The sequence below is a fragment of the Rhodococcoides fascians A25f genome (genome assembly GCF_000760935.2).
In the GTDB taxonomy this organism is placed as follows: Bacteria; Actinomycetota; Actinomycetes; order Mycobacteriales; family Mycobacteriaceae; genus Rhodococcoides.
The window spans coordinates 5167330-5188872 of record NZ_CP049744.1 but is presented as its reverse complement, the minus strand read 5'-3'; the positions used below and the strand labels follow the sequence as shown (position 1 = coordinate 5188872).

Here is a 21543-nt window from a genome sequence, read left to right as displayed (position 1 = left end):
AGGCGGTGCGCCTTGTGATGTGCTTTCCGGTCACGCTGGCAGCAGAGCTTCTTGGACGCGCGGTATCAAGTATTCTCCGTATTGCCGGGTGATATGCCCGGTATCCCAACTGATAACGATGCCCGACACGAACAGTGGGCAGTTGTCGCGATAGCAGAACCAGGAACTGGTATCGATGAACGTTGCACCCGTCTGCTTCGCGGCGGCTTCGTCTGCGCTACGTTTTTTGAGCCAGTTCTCCGATATGGTGCTGGTGCAGTTGGACGGCACCGACAGCCTCCCCGCGCATTCTGTGGCGGCTTTTCCGAGTGGATTCGGAGTAAGGATGACGGCGGCCGCACCGCTGGGTGCAATACGGGCGATGATGTCGGTGCGTGCGGTGGTCCATGCCCGCACAGAGCCCTCGCTGTTCACCATTCGTTGAATCCCGTATTCCATGTCGATCATCACCACCATGCTGGGGCGGGCGGCGATGATCTGATCCACCATCGCATCGCGACTCGCATTGCATCGATCGGTCGCATCCTGATCCACGTCGATGGTGACGTCGGAAGCAATGAATGGGCAGTTGTTCAGGGCCATTCCGTGCACGCGAAAACCATTGGGTACCAATGCCCCGACAATGGGATGCAACCACGCCGCAGAGAAGGAATCACCGACGACGATGGCCGACTGCGGTGCATCCGCGGCCCCGAAGTTGCAGGTATCGAGACTGAGTTCCGGCGGATCCAGGCAACCGGCTTCTGGTGCCATCTCGACTGGCTTACCGCTCTCGACATCATCCAACGGCGGACTGGTCACAGGAAAGGATCTGGCAGCGAGCGATTCCCGGATCGCGGTCTCCAACGGATCCTGAGTCTGCCCCACGGCCGCCGCGGCGAGGACCGGCCTGGGCCCCTCGTCAGGCAATACGACACTCGGCTGATTGAACAGCGCGACCAGCAGAAAGACCATCACCGCACCCAAAGCGCCGACGAACACCCGCTGCCCATCGCGGCTGTCGGTCGAAGCCGGCCGGTGCCCACGGTGCCGAGAGCGGGGCGCGAGGAAGTTCGAGTCGAGCACGGCCTTCTCCACCAGGTGGTACGACGCGATGGACAAGACGATCGTCCCTACGATCGCAGTGACGTAATACGTGATGCCGACGTCGTGGACTGTCAGGAGCAATACGACCAGCGGCCAGTGCCACAGATACAACGAATACGAGATTGTGCCGATGTAGACGACCGGCCGCAGGCGGAGCGGCCGCGTGACTGCCAACCCCGACGAGCCGATTCCCGCTGCGATGACCAAGCACGTCGCAATCACCGGAATCGCGCCAGAGGGGGCGGGGATTGCAACTCCTGCAACCAGCACGCCGTACGAGATGCCGACGAGTCCCGTGACGGCAATGAGAGACCGCAACCACGCCGGCGTACCAAGGAACAGCGGAGCCATCGCAGCCAGTAGCGCACCAGCGGCCAACTGCCAGATGCGGCTGAACGTGGAGAAGTACGCTGCCGTGGGGCTCGCAACGCTCTCGCTCATGGCCCACAGGAACGAGACGGCAATGGCGACACAAGCAAAGGCGGCCACGAGAGGCCGCAACGGTAGGTTCTTTCGCCACCGCATCGCAATGAACAGCAGCCCCGCCATCAGCAGCGGCCAGACCACGTAGAACTGTTCTTCGACGGCGAGTGACCAGTAATGCTGCAGCGGTGAGGGCGGCAACGCCGTCTGGAAGTAGTCCGTGCCCACCGAAACCAGGTGCCAGTTCATCGCGAATGCGGCCGACCACCAGCTGTCGACGACGATGGACTCGAACCTGCTTGTGAGCACTAGTACATACGACGCGGTGACGGTGGCACCGATGACCAACAACGCCATCGGCAGGATGCGACGGGCTCGTCGTCGATAGAAGTCCGCGATGGATACGCGACCGTAACGCACGCCCTCCCGCAGCAGCAGGCTGGTGATGAGGAAGCCCGAGATGACGAAGAACATGTCGACACCGACGTACCCACCCTCCGGCCACTGGAAGACATGCTGCAAGACGACCGATGCCACCGCGATCATCCGCAAACCCTGAATATCGAGCAGGAACCCGAAATCGTTCGACTTCCCGGGTGCAGCGACAACTTCCGGTGGTGCCGCAGCGGCCGACGTGGAGTCGGCTCTCCTCTCGAGCAGAGTCATCTACGATCCCCGATGTGATTGCGCGATACCGGAATACCCGGCCGATGTCGCGAATGATAGTCCCAATCGGTGCGCATTTTCGCGGTAAGAAATCGATCCATTTCGACGAATTGACGAATCCTCGTCTCATTGCCTTTTCGGTGGTCGGGTGAATGCTCCCGTATCCATCCCGGTGATTGTTTGGGGTCTCATTCCTGGCGGTCGAGAACGGTTTCCGTTGCGGTGCAGTATTGTTCGCCACGCGTAAAGCTCTCGATCGGGATGCCGATCGATGGGCGGGGCGCTACCGTGAGCGCATCGGTTGCGACTCGAGGGAGTGCGTCATGCTGCACACGTTGATCGACAGGATCTATTGGCGACTGCGTCACCGGCATATGCCCGACGACATTCCAGCCGGAACATTGATGAGCTTCATCCTCGATCGAGTGGCGCAAGCTCTACGAGGCCAAATTCTGGGGTTGCCTTACGTAAAGGGGCCCGCGGTGCACTTCCGTGGTCGTGGTGTCAAGGTACGTAACGCGGCCAAGCTTCATGTCGGAACCGGCGTCGTGTTCGGCGACGGAGTTGCGATCGACGCGCACTCAGCACACGGCATCACGATCGGAGATCGCACCACGGTTGGCCGCGGATCGTCGATCAACGGATCCGGAGTGATCTCGGAGCCCGGCGTGGGCGTGGTGATCGGTGAAGGCGTGGCTGTGGGAATGTACAACGTGATCTGGGGGCAGGGCGGGATCACCATCGGTGACAACGCGATGATCGGGCCCCACGTATCGATCTTCAGCGAAGACCACGAGTTTGCCGATATGTCCGTGCCGATGAACCGTCAGGGATTCATCCGTAGCCCCACGGTGATCGGTGCGGACACCTGGATCGGTGCCGGCTCCGTCGTCACCCGGGGTGTGACCATAGGTGAGGGGGCAATCGTTGGCTCCGGGTCGGTAGTCACGAAAGATGTGGCTCCGTACACGATCGTGGGAGGGGTGCCGGCCAAGCTGATCAAGGCAAGGGAGCACACTGCCGGATGAGTCGGCCGGAGGTCTCCGTTCTGATCGTCACCTACAACAGCTCGCACGTTATCGGTGATTGCCTGTCGGCGTTGGGTTCGGAACACGAGGTCATCGTCTACGACAACGCCTCGTCCGACGAGACCGTGACTTTGATCGAAGAGACTTTTCCGCATTGTTCAGTGATCGCCGGGGACCTGAACCTGGGCTTTGCGGGTGGAGTGAACAAAGCCGCCGCGCAGGCCACCGGCCGAAACATCATGCTGCTCAACCCCGATGCCGTCATCTCGGCCGCAGACGTGCGGATCCTCGCCGAGACCGTTGCATCCACGCATGGCGGAATCGTTGCTCCGCTCATTCGTACCGACGATGTGCGAGTGGCCGCGGCCGGCCGGATGCCCACCGCGTGGGCGATGGCCTCGCACTACTTCGGGCTCTCCAGGCTTGCCCGTGGCAGACGCGGATTGCAAGGCCATTACCTGCTGCCGTCCGATATCGGCAACGATCTTGTGGCCGTCGACTGGGTCACCGGTGCCTGTCTGATGGTCGACGCCGAGACCTGGCGTCGAGTTGGCGGACTGAGTGAACGCTGGTTCATGTATGCCGAGGACATCGAGTTCTGTTGGCGGGTAAGCCTCAGTGGTGGCGCGGTATTGATTCAGCCTCGCGCCCGGGCACGACACCTGGTGGGCAGCAGCAGCAACACCACGACCGAGACCAACTCGGCCTGGGTGCTCAACCTCTACGAGTTCTACCGCGCCGACCTGGCCCGGTCAGGACTGCAGCGGCTGTGGTGGGGCGTGGTCGTGGGTGCCGGGCTCGCGTTTCGGGCACTGGTGTTCCAGGTGCAATCTCTGCGGAATCCCGCTGGCGGATATCGTCGTTCGGCCCGTGAATTCGCGCATCACTCCCGCGCGATCTTCGGTTCGCTGACTACTTCGTCCGACGGCAGATGACTGCGTAACGCGCTGTCGTAATCGGCGCAGACCCGGTCCCACGTGTAAAGGTCGTGAGCGCGTTGGGTCGAGATGGAGCTGAACTTCTGCTGTAGTTCGGAGTCGTTGAGCAAGGTTTCGATACCGGCGGCGATGCTGTGCGGCGCCGGTTCGACGAAAAGTGCTCCTTCGCCGAGAACTTCGCGGTTGTAGACGGTGTCTCGAGCCACCACCGGTGCGCCGCAGGCCATGGCCTGCACCAGGGCAGGATTGGTGCCGCCCACACTGTGGCCGTGGAAATATGCACCGGCGTTCTCCCACAGTGAGTACAAGGTGTCATCGTCGCTGAGATGCCCGTACCACCTCACGTTGGGCTTCTCCGCAGCCAGCGCGGCCACGCGGTTGTCGAATTCGCCGCCGTATCCGGATGAACCGACGATGACCACATTCCAACGGTCGCTGAGCTTCTCGGCCGCATCGAGAAAGGCGGTGATCGTGTTCTCGGGTACGAATCGCGCGACCATCAGCACGTACTTGCGTCGACCGAGCCCTTCGGGTGGGTCATCTCCGGTTCGAGGGTCACCACCGTACGGAATGAACACCCCCGTTCTGCCGGAGAGTTCCTCCCATCGAGCGCCCAATTCGCGGGAGTCATAGATCAGAGTAGTGGCATGCTGCGCAGTCGCGCGGCCGCCGATGGCGAAGATCGTCTTGGCGATCCGGCCCCATTTCTCGCGTTCCCACTCGATGCCGTCGACGTTGACCAACGTAGGAATGTTGCGGAGACGAAGGAACGGTAACCAGAAGCCGTTCGCGACGTTCATCACAAGTGCCGCATCAGGTTTCGTGACTAGTGCATGAAGCGAGGACGTGGCACCGTAGGTGAGTGTGCTCGCGGATTTGCTGTCGAAACCGGGTGTGACGACCGACCGCACCCGCGGATCCATATCTGCTGGATTGGAGCTCAGCGCAGCATGCCTGCCGTAGACCACGACGTTCCACCCGTGATCTGCCAGGTAGGGCGCGAGATGCCGAACCAGGGTCTCGAATCCACCGTAGAAACTCGGATATCCGCGCGTGCCGATAATTGCGACCGTACGAGTCATGCGTGGCCCCCACCGGAAAGTGATGTGCTGTGCGCTCGCCGACCTCTGTGCACGATCGATAAATGCGCTGTCGAACGCGATGTTATACAACAAGTGCTTTGTCGTCTCAGTAAGCGAGTGTAGTGAATAGTTCGGAGTGCGAACAGTTTTCGAAAAAAGTCAGTGTCTCGCGGAATCGGATTTGGATGCAGGACCGAGTCCGTAATAAGCGCGTAGACGCCGGGTAACTCCCCGAATGCGAGGCTTTAGCAAATAGGCCGGTTTGTTACGATCGCCAGTAAGTTTCGTGAAGTACCGATACAGGGGATGGTGCAAAGAACGCGGGTTCGCTACGAGTGAGCGTGTTGTGCCGAGGGGCGAGGCGTCGGCCGTGCCGATCCGTCCGGATCTGCGGCACACGCAGCGAGTGGTGCCGGAGTCAGGTTGCTCATCGACATCGCACGGGCGTGTTCGCGTCATCGTTCTGTGGTATCCGCTGCTCCGAGTGAGAACCGGGTCGCTGTTTCGGTCGACCAGCAGCTCGAGGCGGTCGGGTGTCGAGGATCACTTCGAGTGACGTTGTGGGTGTGTTCCTGTCTATCGTCGCTGCACAGGCAAGCGTGACCGTAATAGAGGAACAGAGCCGAACAGTGAAGTTCGCACGCACGAATTGGGCTCGATTGCCCCGGTGACACGTCACAACGGGGAATTAACTTAGTTGTGCTCGCATATCGAACGAATGAATTGACACGCGTCAACCCCGAGCTCATCCGGTGCACGGAAAGCAACCAGCTATGTAACGATTGAGCCACGCAGTGACACGTTGCGAGCTGTACGAAACGAACGAGGAGCGCGAAGCATGGAGATACAGGATTATCTGAAAATCCTGAAGGCGAGGTGGATCATCATCGCCGTCACCGTGGTCGTAGCGATCCTGGGGGCCTTGGGTGCGTCCCTGTTGACGACGCCGCTCTACGAGTCCAGCGCACGGATGTTCGTCTCGACGTCTGGTGGTACCTCGGTCAATGAGGCATACCAGGGCAACCTGTTCTCCCAACAACGTGTGGCGTCGTACTCCGAGTTGGTCACCAGTGAAGCGTTAGCCGCTCGAGTTCTCGAAGTTCTGCCGCTCGGACTGACGCCGTCGCAACTGGCTGCGAAGGTGAAGGCATCGTCGACCCCCGATACCGTTCTGTTCGACATCACCGTCACCGATGCATCGCCGGCGATTGCTCGCGACATTGCCAATGCAATGGCAACCGAGCTGACCAACCAGGTACGCGAGCTCGAAACCCCTGAGGACGGGGGAACCCCGTCGGCCGGAGTGAAGACCTTCCAGCAGGCCGATGCATCGTCGACGCCTGTCAGCCCCAAGACCAAGCGCAACCTCGCCTTGGGTGCCGCCGTCGGCCTGCTCCTCGGCATCGCACTGGCGGTCTTGCGCGACCGTTTGGACAACACGATCAAGAATCGTCGTGAGATCGAGTCGATCTCCGGCAAGTCGCTCGTAGGCACTATTCCGTTCGACAAGGAACGCAAGGCGCATCCGGCAGTCGATTTCCAAGACCTCACCCAATCGGCCAGCGCCGAGGCATTCCGTGAGCTCCGCACCAACCTGCAATTCCTCGAAGTCGATCATCCGCCGCGCGTCATCGTTGTCACCAGTGCGATTCCGAGCGAGGGTAAGACGACCACTGCACTGAATTTGGCGATCTCGCTCGCCGAAGCCGGCCATCATGTCGTTCTCGTCGAAGGCGATCTGCGTCGTCCTCGCATCTCGAAGTACATGGGCCTCATCGGTTCGGTCGGCCTGAGCACCGTGCTGGCTGGGCAGGCGAAAGTGGACGAGGTGCTTCAGCCGACCAAGTACGAGGGCCTGCAAGCTATGGCGTCCGGTCCGATCCCGCCGAACCCGTCCGAGCTACTGGGTTCGGAAGCGTCTCGCGCCTTGCTGGTGGAACTGCGCTCCAAGTTCGACTACGTCATCGTCGATGGTGCGCCGTTGTTGCCGGTGACCGACTCGGCCGTCCTGACCACCCATGCCGACGGTGCCCTCTTGGTCACCCGCTACGGGCATACCAAGAGCAACGAGTTGTCCAGGTCCATCGGCAATCTGGAAACAATCGGAGCGCACGTCCTCGGTGTGGTGCTGGCATTGACGCCTTCGAAGAAGGGCGACATGTACAGCTACTCGTACAACTACACCGCCGACACCAACCTGCCCAAGCAGGTGACACCGCCGGTCCCCGCGCCGGCACCTCAGGCACCCGTTGCCCCACTGACGCCGGTGTCCCCTCCCACTCCCGCACCGGTGCCTGCTCCGCCGACACGACAGACATCCCCTCGGTCTGCTTCCGCGTCTCCTGCTGCCGGCCCGCGTACAGCAGAGGCAGCTCGGGAACCCGAGACCTACCCTCGATCCCAGCGGCCGGAGACTCTGCCCAGAAACGGCACTGAAAACCCGAGACTGCGGAAGTAGTTGGTGGAACGTCGGACTCACTTCGACCGCGAGGATTTCGGCTTCGGTCGCCCACTTGCACCGATGACAAGTCCCGCGAGGGTCATCGCCGCCAGGAGTAGCGGGGTCGAGACGTTGGGAAGCTGCGCTGCCAAGACGACTACGGCCAGTAGCTGAATAGCTGCAGTGAGCCTGCCGCTGATGCTCGGGTCGATCTTCTTCTGGGTCATGTGAGTACCTCCTGGGTTGTTGCCTGCTGTCTGGCAAACCCGAAGCTACACGGCTTCTGCTCGTGAAAAATCTTCTGCTACAGCTCATTTCACGCGCTATGTGCCGCTTCAAGGGGCACTCGACACACGTTATGTGCCCTTGTCAGGGCTGGGTTTTCCGTGCCTTTGTATGGGTATCGGCTGGGAGCGCGCCAGTTGAAGGCCGGTGAAAACTCGAGCATTCGAGCAGGAACATCAATGTGGTGGGCAAACGCTGCGGTTTGAAACGGGTGCATAACGCGAGATATGTGTGCACTTACCTCGACCGTCGCCAGACCTGAGGTCACTGGAAAGTTCATTCGATTGAATTACTCCGACCACCACTCTCGCCGGTCCGGCATCTGGACCGACGAGAGTGTGGGCGAGTTACGGTGCGATCAGCACTGCGGAACGTCGACGCTCACCGTGGGCTCATCCACCAACGGCTGCACGGGCACCGTCGCCTCACCTCCTGCGTAGGGCTCCGCGTGTTCCCATGTCACCGTCCGCGACTTGCCCGGCGAATGGTGAGGTACGCAGCGTGCACCCGGATATCGGGGAGGAAGCGGCGCATCGAAAACCCAAGACCGCGGAAGTAGTCAGCAGGAGGGCGGACTCACCTCGATCGTGAGGAGTCCGGCTTAGGCCGTCTGCGCGTACGTTTTTGCGCTACCGGTCGCTAGAGCCGACCCTCGTACTCGGTGAGAACGAACAGCGCGACAACGGCAATTACGAGGATCACCAATACAATCCAAAGAAATGGATGTGTCTGTTCTGGGGGCCGTATCTCGTCGCTACGTCTTTTTCCTATCACGGAACGAAACTGTAGGTCAGTCTTCGGGCAACTGCACTACCCTCGCGTCGACTGTGACGAAGACGCCGGGGATGTTCAGCACTGCGGAACGTCGATGCTCACCGTGGGTTGATCCACCAAAGGCTGGACGGGCACCGTCGCCTCGCCCGGAGCGGAGGGCTCCTCGAGTTCCCACGTCACCGTCTGCGACTTACCCGGCGGAATGGTGAGGTACGCAGCCTGCACCGGCCTGCCGAGCTCGGTGCCGGCCTGGATGGAGAATCCCGTGATCCCGTTGACCTTCATCGACGTGATCTTCGCGCCCTGAGTGCCGTACAGGTAGACGATCGATTCGTTGGTGCCGTACTCCACCGTCGGCTGGAATGTGCTCGCCACGTAGGGCGTCAGGCCGTTCGGATCCACGTTGTTGGTGAGCGTTGCCGTCACCGTCGACTTGCGGGTACCGGCTGTGCAGAATTCAGCCGAATACGTGATGTCGCGAGTCAGGTAGTAATCGAGTTTGTTGCCGCCGGCGTTGTTGACCACCACGTCGGCGAACGGTGCCGGGCTGTCCGGCAACACGTGACCCACTTTGGTGCCGGCCAGAATTGCCTGCTCGGCCGGGTCTGCACTCCACACCGAGATTCGGCCCTCGCTGCCGGCGCGGCCCACCGCGTCGAGCAAAGACCTGGTGGGTGCCGCGCCGGTGGTCATCTTCTGCACCACCGCCGCGGCGATCTCCTGCAGGTAGGCTTTGCGAGCCAGCTGGTCGTCGCCGAACCTGGAATACGCGGTGCTGAGGGTGATGTCGACGACGTTCTCGGCGGTGATCTGCTCGCCGTCGGCCAACGTGACCGGGCCGGTGGCACCGAGGATGTAGCTCAATGCAATCGGGTCGGTGGCAATAGCGCCGTTGAGCACCTCACCCGTCTGCTCCGTCCACATGGACGACCAGATCTGGCCGGCATACGGAAAGTGCGGACTCGCATTCGAGTTACGGAAGTCGGTGGTGGTGTTTCGCGGGGCCCACAGTGCGTTGTACTCGGGACCCAGATCGATGGGCTGTTTCGCGAATTCGAGTTCGTTGTTCGCACCGAGAGTGTCGACTCGGGCCGTACCGTTCTCGGCCCGGATGATGCCGTAGCCACCGAGCAACCCGCCGGTGCCCCGAGCCTCCGCGTTGGTCTGGAATGCGAGAAAGTAACTGCGCGGGCCGTTGTCGCCGAGCATCGACGGCAGTAGTTCACTGGCGATCCGGGTGTTGGTGAGCAGATTCGCGAGTTCGTTCGTCTGATCGATCAATGACGTGCGAGCCTCGTCCACCACGCCGAGGAATGCGGGCTCCTCCACCTGCTGGGCACGCTCACTGAGCTCGGCGGCCGCGGCGGAGGTTTGCTGCAGCACCGGTTGCGCGTCCCGCAGCGCCGCGGTGTCCACCTTGCCGCCGCCCTCGACGAGGCTGCTCGGGTTCAGGCTGGCACCCGCTGCCGACGCGGGGGCCAGCACATCCACGGCCAATCCCTGCACCACATCGCTGATCTGCGCTACCGATTTCAAGGGACTACCGAGATAAGGAACGGCTTTGGCTATCGAAAACGGGATGGACGTCGTCGCCGAGACTGCATCGTTCGCAGATTCGGAGGCACGAGCCGCTGCTGCCTCGGCTCCGGCCGAATCGCCGTCGAGCAACGCGTCCTTGGCCTGAGTGGCCGCGTCGCGCGTGGCCGTCAGACTCGACTGCGCGGAATAGGACTCGTAACCAAGCCACACCACAAAAGCAATGACAATGACCAGAAATACGCCCACCGTGATGAGAATCGGCCGCTTTCTACCCGATTTCCGAACTCGGGTATCAGTGGAACTGGTTGCCATCGTCGGTGGCCTCTCGGTCGAGGAAATGTATTCGCGTGCACAGCCTAAAGGGGAGTGGACAATCTGGCGTACCTGTCGTTCGATCCAGGTAGAGCATTCACACCCGGTCGACTAGTTTGTAATGGGCGATGAAAGATCGACGTCGATGAGCGGCGCGCAGGCCGAATCGAAGCCGTCAGGGCGCGTCCGTTGAGGAGGTCGGGGAGTGTCGCCAGAGGCGGACGAGCGGTTCGAGGATGGCCGCTTCCCCCTGTCGGCTGCTCAGATGAATATCTACCTCGCTCAGCAGCTGGCACCGGACGTGCCGTTCACCATCGCGCAATACGTCGAGATCCGCGGTGATATCGATCCGGCCGTGTTGATTCGTGCGACGGACATCGCCTGCCGACGGCTCGAATCGCCTGCCGTACGAATCGGCGTGGACGACGGTCACCCGTACCAGTGGTCGGACCTGCGGGTGCCGTACGCGATGATCTACCGCGACTTCACGGACCGCGACCATCCCATCGAGGATGCCCAGCGCTACATGGACGAGCAGTACCGGCAGCCCGTGGATCTGGTTCGCGACCAACTGATCGCCTCCGACATCATCCGAGTGGGCCCTTGCCACTACTACTGGTACAGCCGGGCTCACCACATCGTGATGGACGGCCTCGGCGCAATCTCGGTGCAGGAGCGCACCGCTGCGGTCTACACCGCGCTGACCGAGGGCACCGAGATCCCGAAGACTCGTGCCATCGGAGTGCGGGAGATCTACGACTACGAGGCGGCGTACCCCGACTCCTCCCGCTACGAGACCGACCGTCAGTACTGGCTGGGCCGACTCGACGGCCACCTCGAGGCCCCGAGGCTGGCCGGAAGCCCGAGTGAACCTGCCGCTCCCAGCGGAGTGACGGTGAGTGTCGGTGCCGTGTTGGACGCGGACCTCACCGAAGCCGTTGCCGCAGTGGCACATCGGTACAACTCCTCCGACGTTCCCGTCGTGCTCGCCACGTTCGCGCTCTATCTCGCGCGCATGACCGACACCGAAGACGTGATGCTCAGCTTGCCAGTCTCGGGCCGAGCGACCACCAAACTGCGCGAATCGTCCGGCATGATGTCCAACGTCGTGCCGCTGCGCATCGGCGTCGAACCTGGGGTCACCGTCGAAGAACTCCTTCGACGGATTCAAGTGGAACTCACCGGTGCACTTCGCCATCAGAGGTTCCGCGTCGAGGACATGCAGCGAGCAACCGGCGACGGCACCGGCAGTGCCGCTGCCGGACGCGGCGTGTTCGGTCCCACGGTCAACATCATGATGTACAACAGCACAATTCGGCTCGGCGACGTCATCGGCGAATACCGTGTGCTCTCGAGCGGACCCATCGACGACATGATGGTCAACGTCTACCCCGGTGTCGCCGGTACGAGTACCCGCGTCGACTTCCTCGGCAACCCGGCGCTGTACACCACCGAAGAACTCGCAGCCCACCATCGACGCTTCCTGGCACTCCTCGGCGAGGTGGTTCATGCACCCGAGGGACTCGCTGTGTCCGAGCTGGAGGTGGTCGACGCCGAGGATGAGGTGATCGGCGCATCTGCAACTGCAACCGCCGCGCCGCTGCCCTCGCTGCTGACGGCCGGTGCGGTGGTGCGGGCCACCGGGGTCGATCAATCCAGTGACGACTTCACCAGGGTCGCGGAACACATTGCTGCGCAGTTGGTCTCGATCGGTGCAGGCCCGGAGACGCGCATTGCCGTGGCCGTCGATCGCTCCTACGAATCGCTGCTGGCGTCATGGTCGGTCTCGACCTCGGGCGCATCGTTCGTTCCACTCGACCCCACCGAGCCCGCCGAGCGATTGGCTGCAGTACTCGCCGATGCGCACGTCGAGTTCGGCATCACCACTCGTGCCGGTGTGCACCACCTTCCGAGCACGGTCCGATGGTTCGCCATCGAGGACCTGCTCGACGCAGACCCGATCGCGTTCACCCCGCCCACCCTGCACGTCGACAACGAGGCCTACGTCATCCACACCTCGGGGTCGACCGGGAAACCCAAGGCCGTCAGTGTCACTCACCGCGGACTCGCGCAACTCGCGGCCAACGTCGTCGACCGGTATGCCGTCACTCCCGACTCGCGGGTGCTGCACGTGGCCTCGCCGGTCTTCGACGCGTCCATCCAGGAAGTCCTTGCCGCGTTCGCTGCGGGTGCCACCCTGGTGATCGCCCCGGCCGACGTCTACGCCGGTCCTGCCCTCGCCCACGTGCTGGACCGCGAGAAGATCACGCACCTGATCACCTCGCCGACGGTGCTGGCCACTCTCGATGCCGACGACCTCAGCTCCATCGATGTGTTCGACGTCGGGGGAGAGGAGTGCCCTCCTGCGTTGCGCGACAGGTTCGTCGCTGCCGATGCGTCGATGCTCAACGCCTACGGGCCGACCGAGACGACGGTGTTGGCCACGCTGTCCGAGCCTATGCAGGCCGCCGAACGGGTGACCATCGGCGCGCCGCTACCGGGTGTCCGCGGGCTGGTGCTCGACGCGCACCTGCGGCCCACGCCCTGTGGAGGCGTCGGCGAGCTCTACCTCGGCGGCGACGGACTCGCCCGCGGGTACAGCGGGCAGGCGGGCGTGACCTCGACGCGGTTCGTCGCAGACCCGGGGGTACCCGGAGCTAGGTTGTACCGCACGGGAGACATCGTCCGCCGCTCGTACGACGGTTCCACGATGGAGTACCTGGGCCGCGGCGATCAGCAGATCCAACTGCACGGGCGTCGTCTCGAACTCGGCGAAGTGGAGTCCGCGGCAACAACGTGTGCGGGAGTGACCGCCGCTGTGGCCGTCGTTCGCGACAACCGACTCGTCCTGTATGTCACCGGAGTCTCGGCGGGGCTGGACGGTCATCTTCGGAATCGCCTGCCGGCCTGGATGGTTCCCAGCATCGTTGTTGTTCTGGATGCACTACCCATCACTTCGAGCGGCAAGGTAAACCGTCGTGCGTTGCCGGCCCCCATCGCATCGGTCACCACCGACTACGTTGCGCCGCAGACCGACACGGAACGTACCGTGGCGAAAGCATTCGCCGACGTCCTCGGTGTCGAGGATGTGGGGCGTGAGCACTCCTTCTTCGAGCTCGGCGGTGACTCGCTCAGCGCCACCCGGGTTCTCGCCCGTCTCGGTTCCTCGATCTCGTTGACCGTGTTGTTTGCCGACCCCACGGTTCGCGCCGTCGCGGCGGCCATCGACTCGTCCGCGACGCGCGAGGTGTCGCTCGAGCTACTCGATACCGTTCTGCCCGAACGTATCCCGCTGTCGTACGCGCAGCAGCGGCTGTGGTTCCTCAACCAGTTCGATCCCGCATCACCCGCGTACAACATGCCGGTGGCAATCCGAGCTCGAGTGGGATCCGGGGACGATCCCTCGATGGTTCTGACGGCTCTCCGCGACGTCATCGAGCGACACGAAGCGATGCGCACGTACTACCCGGCCGACGGCGACGGGCCGCGGCAGGTGGTGCGGCCTACCGATACCGTCCTGGCCGAGGTATCCGAGCGCACTGTGTCCGAGCGGGATCTGGACTCTGCTGTCGCAGCGGCCGCGGCCGAGGGGTTCGATGTCTCGGCCGAAGTACCCATCCGTGCAACTCTTCTGAGCGTGGAAGAATCCGGCGACGCCGTCGTCGTCGTGGTGGTGCACCACATCTCGATGGACGGGTGGTCGGTCGACCCACTCGTGCGCGACTTCGCCTTCGCCCACGCGTCTCGTGGAGCAGGTCATGCGCCCACCTGGCCACGTCTGCGCGCGCAGTACGGCGAATACGCGGTGTGGAACCGGGCCATGGTGGATTCGGTTGCCGACGAACAGCTCTCGTTCTGGGCTTCGGTCTTGAGTGATTCGGTTCTGGGTGATGCCGACACCGCAGCGGCGGAGCTACCAGCGGACTTCCCCAGGCCTTCGGTGCAATCGATGATGACGGACGCGGTTCCCTTCGAGATCGGATCGGACCTGCACGCGGGTATTCGTGAGCTGGCCCGATCGACGAACTCGACCACGTTCATGGTCGTCCACGCCGCCGTGGCTGCCGCCCTGAGCCGATTCGGTACCTCGAACCGGGTGGTGGTCGGGTCTCCGACCGCAGGGCGAGGTCACGAAGCACTCGACGAGATGGTGGGGATGTTCGTCGGAACCTTGCCTCTCGCAGTCACTGTGGACCCGTCGGGAAGTTTCGCGTCCCTGCTCGATGCTGTCCGCACCGCAGACCTCGATGCCTTCTCGCATTCCGACGTCCCGTTCGAGCGCATCGTCGATGCCCTGACGACCGATCGATCCCTCGACCGGCATCCGCTGTTTCAGGTGATGCTGGCATTCGACAATGCGCCGCACCGATCGGTCGAGGACCTGCCCGTCTCGGTGCTGGAGATACCCACCCGCACCTCGGAATTCGATCTCACGCTCGTGCTGACCGAGGAATACGGTGACTCGGCGGTTCTCACCGGCCAGATCGAGTACGCGTTGGACCTGTACGAGCGGGCTACCGTCGAACACTTCGCCTCGGTGATTCTGAACATCCTGAACGCAGCGGTTGCGAACCCCGCTGTGGTGGTCGGTGACCTGGCCCTTGCCGGCCCGCCGGCACTGCCTTCCTCGCTGGCCGACGGAACGTTGCTCGACGTGTTGTGGCGTGACACAGCTGTTTCCGGTGATGCTGTGGCTATCGACGGCCTGGAATCGGTGACGTACGCCGAGCTCGATCGTCGCTCGAATCGGATCGCACGGCTGCTGATTGCACACGGCGTCGGACCGGAAACTCTTGTCGCTCTGTCCCTGGAACGCTCGGCCGAGTACATCGTTGCGCTGTGGGGCGTCGTGAAGGCGGGCGGAGCGTTCGTGCCCGTGGACCCGCGCTACCCGGCGGCTCGGCGAGAACAGCTGCTGGAGCACATCGAGATCGGGTTCGGCAGCGTCGAGCCAACGGTGAACTGGCTCGACGAGACTCAGGCCTGGAACGTCAGCGACCTGCCGCTGACCGACGCGGACCGCCTGGCGGCGATCGAACCTGCGCACCCGGCCTACGTGATCCACACGTCGGGTTCGACGGGAACACCCAAGCCCGTGATGGTGACGCATCAGGGTGTGCACGCTCTCGCGCAGCAGGTGATCCCGCGGTACGGCGTGACGTCGAGTTCGCGAGTGCTGCATGGATACTCGGTGAACTTCGACGCCGCTGTACTCGAGCTGGTCCTTGCCTTCGGGGCCGGCGCGACCATGGTGATCGCGCCGCCCGGCCTACTCGGCGGGGACGAGATGTCGGCCTTCCTCACTACGCATCGCGTCACGCACTACCTGTCGACGCCCGCGGTGCTGGCCACCGTGCCGCCGACCCCTGGGATCGAGACCGTCGCGGTCGGCGGAGATGTGCTGGGCACCGGCGTTGTGGACGCCTGGTCGGCCGGGCGGTCGATGCTGAACGCCTACGGTCCCAGTGAGGCGACGGTGGTGGCCACGCTGGCCGAGTCGCTGCGCGCCGGTGAACCGGTCACCATCGGTCGGCCGCTGGCGCATGTGGGAGCGTTCGTACTCGACGACCGGTTGCACTCGGTGCCGGTCGGTGGCGTCGGGGAGCTGTACGTTGCAGGCTCGGGTGTGGCTCGCGGCTATCACGCGGACCCGGCGTCGACCGCCACGCGCTTCGTCGCGGCACCCGGCGGCACGCGGATGTACCGGACCGGTGACCTCGTTCGGCAGCAACCCTCGGGCATCTTCGACTACCGCGGGCGCCGGGACGATCAAGTCCAGATCAACGGTGTGCGCATCGAACTGGGGGAGATCGAGAGTGCACTGACGGCGCACCCCGACGTCAGCGGAGTAGTGACCGCTGTGCGTGAGAACAGAATTCACGCCTGGGTCGTTGGTCTCGATCCGCAGGACGCTGCCCAGTGGCTACTGGACAGACTGCCGTTGTCGATGCAACCGGCCGCCATCACCCGGATCGACGGTATTCCACTGACCGGCAACGGCAAAGTGGATCTCGCCGCCTTGTACTCGGAGCCGCTTCCGGTCGGCGATCCGGCGGCGGCGCGCACCTTGGCGCAGGAGGTGGTGCTGGGGATCTTCGCCGACCTGCTGGACATCGACGATCCTGCCGTCGACGCCAATTTCTTCGTCCTCGGCGGGGACTCTCTCATCGCGACGCGTGCCGCCACCCGCATCAGTGCGGCGCTCGGCACCCACGTACCGGTGCGGACGATCTTCGAATCACCCACTGCGCAGCAGCTCGCGTCCGCGATCGAGTTGTTGTCCGAGAACTACACTCCACTACCGGCTCTGGTCCACGATCCCGACGCGCGGTCCTACCCCGGCCTCGCCCCGGCCGAGCGACGAATCTGGCTGCAGAATCGATACGACCCGGCGTCGGCCGCGTACAACATCGCCTTCGAGGTGCCGCTTCCGCCGGACCTGGACCTCGATGTTCTGCGCGCCGCGATAGCGGATGTGCTGGAACGGCATACACCGCTGCGCACGGTGTACCCGTCGACCGCGGATGGCCCCGTCACCGTTGTGCTCGACCCGCAGATCGTGCTGTCGACGTTGGACGACGCCCATGCAGGGCAGGATGCTCTGGCCCTGCACGGCTTCGACCTGACCCTCGAAGCGCCGCTGCGACTGGGCTTGGTGGATCGAGGCGGCGAGCGGACGCTGTCCGTCGTCGCGCACCACATCGCGATCGACGGCCTCTCTCTCCGTCCATTGGCCCGAGACGTCGAGATCGCTCTGCTGGCTCGAACGTCTGGATCCGTACCGGAATTCGGCTCTCTCGCCGTCGACTATTCGGATTATCGAGTGTGGCAGCGGGACGTGCTCGACGCTGTGGCGTCGGATCAACTCGAGTTCTGGCGTCGCACCCTGGCCGGCGTGCCGGAGTTCCTCGACCTGCCGACCGGAACCCCTGAACCCTCGGCCGACACCGCCGTGGAGTTCTCCGTCGGCCCGGAAACCCTCACTCGGCTGCGGTCGCTCGCGCATCGGTTGGGCGCAACGGTGTTCGTCGTGGTCCACGCAGCGCTGGCCGCCGTGCTCGCCGAATCCAGTGGCACCCAGGACATCGCGATCGGAACCCCGGTGGCGGGCCGATTCGACCCCGAGCTCGACCACCTCGTCGGCATGTTCGTCGGCACCGTTGTACTCAGGACGCAGGTCGATCCGTCGACGACGTTCGAGGACTTCGTGACCGTGGTCCGCGACCGGGATCTCGATGCCTTCGCGAACTCGGACGTCCCGTTCGAGTGGGTGGTGGACGCGGTGCAACCCACTCGCGCCGTCGATACCCATCCGCTGTTCCAGGTGCTCCTCGCCTTCGGTGATACAGCAACTCCGACAATCGAACTGGGGTCGTCGTCGATCACCCCGCGTCGGGTGGACATCACGGCCACACAGTTCGACCTGGAGGTCTTGGTCGACGAGTCCGAGGCCGGACTGATCGGCCAGCTCGGGTACTCACCCGCACGGTTCTCGCGATCGGTGATTCTCGGACTCGCCGAGCGCCTGACCGAGGTATTGACCATGGTGTCCACGCAGCCGAACTTCCGGCTCGGCAGTGCGGAGTTCGGACACGCCCCGTCGGCCGTTGTATCTCATCGCGGCAGCGCATCCGAATGCACGCTGGCGGAGGTGTTCGAGCAGGCCGTGACGAGCTGGCCGGACAACACCGCGGTGATCGACGGGTCGCGATCGTTGACCTACCGCGAGGTGGACCGACAGTCGAATGCATTGGCAGACAGTCTGATACGTGCAGGCGCTCGGCCCGGCGCGCTGGTGGCCATTGCCTACCCTCGTTCCGTCGAGTACCTCGTCGCGATCTGGGCCGTGGCCAAGATCGAGGCCGGCTTCCTGTCCATCGATCCGTCGCAACCAGTGGCCCGGGTGCAGGAGATCCTCGATCGCGCAGCTCCGGTCACGGGGATTTCGGCTGCAGACTTCCATTCGGTCGGTGCCGACTGGGTGAGCGTCACCGGCGACGAGCTCGACCGTGTCGATGTTCGTGCAGCACCGCTGGACAGCGTGGCCTACGTCGTCTACACCTCCGGTTCGACCGGGGTGCCCAAGGGCGTGCGGGTGACGCACCGCGGCATCGCGAATCTGGTGCAGAGCCAACGAGACCTCTTCGGAGTGGAGCCGGAATCTCGGGTGCTCCAGTTCGCGTCGCCGAGTTTCGATGCGTCGATATTCGAGACACTGATGGCCGTCGGTGCGGGAGCCAGCGTGGTGATCGTTCCGTCCGAGGTGCACGGAGGGCGCGAGCTCGAAGCGCTCATCGATCGACACCAGGTGACCCACGCCTGCCTCACGCCGACCGTGCTCCAGGTGACCGACGCCGAAGCCGTGCCGTCACTTCGGGTGGTCGTCATGGCGGGTGAAGCCGCCAATTCTGCTCTGCTGCAGCGATGGTCACGTGATCGATCGGTCTTCAATGCCTACGGTCCCACCGAGGGGACCGTCATGAGCACCTGCACTACCGATCAGCGTGCGTGGGGCTCGGCAGAGGCGGCGGGTCCGGTGACCATCGGTGGGCCGATTCGTGGCTACGACGCTGTGGTCCTCGATGCCCGTCTCCGCCCGGTGGGGAACAACGTCGTCGGGGAGCTCTACCTCGGCGGTGCCGGTCTTGCCGAAGGGTATGTGGGGCAGAGCGGAACGACGGCAAGTAGCTTCGTTGCCAATCCGTTCGGGGACGGTCGGCTCTACCGAACCGGCGATCTTGTGCGCTGGGTTGTTGAGAGCAGCGTTGTTCGGGGCAGCGATCGAGAACTGGAATACCTGGGCCGAGTCGATTCACAGGTGAAGGTGCGCGGCCATCGCGTCGAACTGTCCGAGGTGGAAGCAGCGCTGCTGCGTCACCGGAATGTGCGTCAGGCCAGCGTGATCGGACATGCGCACTCGCTCGCTGCCTACGTGGTGGGACGCGTCGAACCGCGGGAGGCTCGCGAGTTCCTGGCCAGGACACTTCCCGCGTACATGGTGCCCGGCACCGTGACCGTCGTCGACGCACTGCCGATGACGTTGTCCGGCAAAGTCGATGTGAGCGCTCTGCCCGAGCCCTCGGTGATGTCGACCGAACGGCGGGCCCCGGTCTCCGCGAACGAGGTGTTGGTGCACACCGTGTTCTCCGACGTACTGCAGGTGGCCGGCGAGGGCGTCGGTGTGGACGACAACTTCTTCGATCTCGGCGGGCACTCCCTCTCGGCGGTGCAGGTGATGGATGCGCTGGGGGACCGACTCGACCGTCGGCTGCCCATCAGTCTGCTGCTGGTGCACCCGACGATCTCGGCTCTGGCAACGCAACTCGACGCGGGCGAGCACGGTGTAGACAGTGCCTTCGAAGTGGTGCTTCCGCTGCGAACCGAGGGTGTGGGCGCGCCGCTGTTCTGTGTGCACCCGGCCATCGGAATCGCCTGGAGCTACTTCTCGCTGCTCGGGGAGACCGACCGCCCGCTGTACGGGCTGCAGGTGCCGGGCATCGCCGACGGTGAAGCTGCGCCGACTTCGATCGAGGAGTTCGCCGAAAGGTATGTGCGCGAGATCCGAGTTGTTCAGGCGCACGGCCCCTATCACCTGGTCGGGTGGTCGCTCGGCGGCGTGATCGCGCATGCTGTTGCCACACAACTGCAGTCGGAGGGTGAGGACGTCGCGCTGCTCGCGCTCGTCGACGCGCAGCTCTCGGCACCTGAAGGTGCCACGGAGTTCAGCATCGACGATCTCGCTCGTCAGCTCGGGGTCGAGGGTGACTCGTTCGAGACCATCGTGGATCGATTGCGCGAGAACAGAAACGAACTGTCGTTCCTGACCGTCGATCATCTGCAGCGAATGTATCGTCCCGTTGCGATGGCTCCCACCTGGGTGGCGTCGTACGCGCCGGCTGTGTTCGCGGGTCCGGTGCACTACTTCGCCGCTCGCGGCTCGCACGGTGCGGAGCACTGGACGGAGTTCGTGGACGGCCGGATTTCGGTTCACCGGGTGGATGTAGAACACGAAGACATGCTGGGCGAGTTCGGTGCCCGTGCACTAGGCCGAGTGATCGGCACCGATGCTGTGGGGAAAGGTGTGGCGTGATGAGCGAACAATTGGAGCCGTACGTCGATGACGTGCGAGCACATTACGACCTGTCGGACGAGTTCTTCGCTCTGTTCCTCGATCCGAGTATGACGTACAGCTGCGCCTACTTCGAGCGTGAGGACATGACGCTGGAGGAGGCGCAGACGGCCAAGATCGATCTTGCGCTCGGCAAACTCGACCTGAAGCCGGGGATGACGCTGCTCGACATCGGCTGCGGTTGGGGAGCTCTCGCCAAGCGGGCCGTCGAGAAGTACGACGTCAACGTCATCGGTCTCACGTTGAGTCGAAACCAGTACGAGCACGGACGCACCGTTGTTGCCGACCTGTCGACCGACCGCACCGTCGACATCCGGTTGCAGGGGTGGGAGGAATTCGACGAGCCCGTCGACCGGATCGTCAGTATCGGCGCGTTCGAGCATTTTCGGCGCAACCGATACTCGGCGTTCTTCGCCAAGTGCCGCTCTGTATTGGCGAACGACGGGCGAATGTTGTTGCACACCATCGTCATCACGCCGCCCGATCCGGCGTCCGGTGCAGGTGGACTCACCCGCGAGGATGCACACTTTTCGCGCTTCATCCTGCGCGACATCTTCCCCGGCGGACAGTTGACGCTCGTCAAGGTGGTCAAGTCCAAGGCAGCCGACGCCGGGTTCGAGTTGCTGCGGGAACACCCCCTGAGGCTGCACTACGCGAGGACCCTCGACACGTGGGCCGAGAAGTTGATCGCGTCCCGGGACGAGGCCATCGCCGTGTCCTCGGAGGCGACGTACGACAAGTACGTGCAGTACCTCACCGGCTCGTCGGCGCGATTCAAGAGTTCACGCATCGACGTTGTGCAATTCACGCTGGCCGCTGCAGACATACCTTCGAACTGACA

At 63.5% G+C, this 21543-nt stretch carries 9 protein-coding genes; 5 read left to right on the top strand and 4 right to left on the bottom strand.

What is annotated here, in order from left to right; translation table 11 throughout:
- Window positions 1–30: 30 nt before the first annotated feature.
- Entirely contained in the window at window positions 31–2175 is a 2145-nt protein-coding gene (locus tag BH93_RS24345) for an acyltransferase family protein (protein WP_037173047.1), read from the bottom strand.
- Window positions 2176–2498: 323 nt separating this feature from the next.
- On the opposite strand from BH93_RS24345, the gene BH93_RS24340 reads away from it, so the two are divergent.
- Both BH93_RS24340 and BH93_RS24335 read left to right on the top strand, forming a co-directional pair.
- Window positions 2499–3203: an acyltransferase gene (locus BH93_RS24340; RefSeq protein WP_037173046.1), complete on the top strand. Its 705-nt coding sequence runs from the start codon at window positions 2499–2501 to the stop codon at window positions 3201–3203.
- Window positions 3200–4138, top strand: coding sequence for a glycosyltransferase family 2 protein (locus BH93_RS24335; protein ID WP_052065012.1), 939 nt, complete (start codon window positions 3200–3202; stop codon window positions 4136–4138). Before BH93_RS24340 ends, BH93_RS24335 begins: the two co-directional genes overlap by 4 nt.
- Here the strand turns inward: BH93_RS24335 and BH93_RS24330 are convergent.
- Window positions 4087–5223 (bottom strand): glycosyltransferase, encoded by a 1137-nt coding sequence (locus BH93_RS24330; protein WP_052065011.1) that lies wholly within the window; start codon window positions 5221–5223, stop codon window positions 4087–4089. The two genes, BH93_RS24335 and BH93_RS24330, sit on opposite strands and share 52 nt — an antisense overlap.
- A gap of 838 nt (window positions 5224–6061) precedes the next feature.
- Between BH93_RS24330 and BH93_RS24325 the strand changes: the two genes are divergently transcribed.
- Complete coding sequence (locus BH93_RS24325; RefSeq protein WP_037173044.1) at window positions 6062–7681, top strand: polysaccharide biosynthesis tyrosine autokinase; 1620 nt, start codon at window positions 6062–6064, stop codon at window positions 7679–7681.
- A 17-nt stretch (window positions 7682–7698) separates the two neighbouring features.
- On the opposite strand, the gene BH93_RS24320 is transcribed toward BH93_RS24325, so the two are convergent.
- Window positions 7699–7890, bottom strand: a complete 192-nt coding sequence (locus BH93_RS24320; RefSeq protein ID WP_037173043.1) for a hypothetical protein — start codon at window positions 7888–7890, stop codon at window positions 7699–7701.
- A 907-nt stretch (window positions 7891–8797) separates the two neighbouring features.
- Window positions 8798–10573 carry a DUF4012 domain-containing protein gene (locus tag BH93_RS24315; protein WP_037173041.1) on the bottom strand — a complete coding sequence of 592 codons (1776 nt, stop codon included), beginning with the start codon at window positions 10571–10573 and terminating at the stop codon, window positions 8798–8800.
- Window positions 10574–10778: 205 nt separating this feature from the next.
- Here BH93_RS24315 and BH93_RS24310 point away from each other — a divergent pair, with 205 nt between their 5' ends.
- On the top strand, window positions 10779–20663 hold the full coding sequence (locus BH93_RS24310) for a non-ribosomal peptide synthetase (protein WP_080738991.1): 9885 nt from the start codon (window positions 10779–10781) through the stop codon (window positions 20661–20663).
- Window positions 20663–21541 (top strand): cyclopropane mycolic acid synthase family methyltransferase, encoded by an 879-nt coding sequence (locus BH93_RS24305; protein ID WP_037173040.1) that lies wholly within the window; start codon window positions 20663–20665, stop codon window positions 21539–21541. Before BH93_RS24310 ends, BH93_RS24305 begins: the two co-directional genes overlap by 1 nt.
- Window positions 21542–21543: the final 2 nt, after the last annotated feature.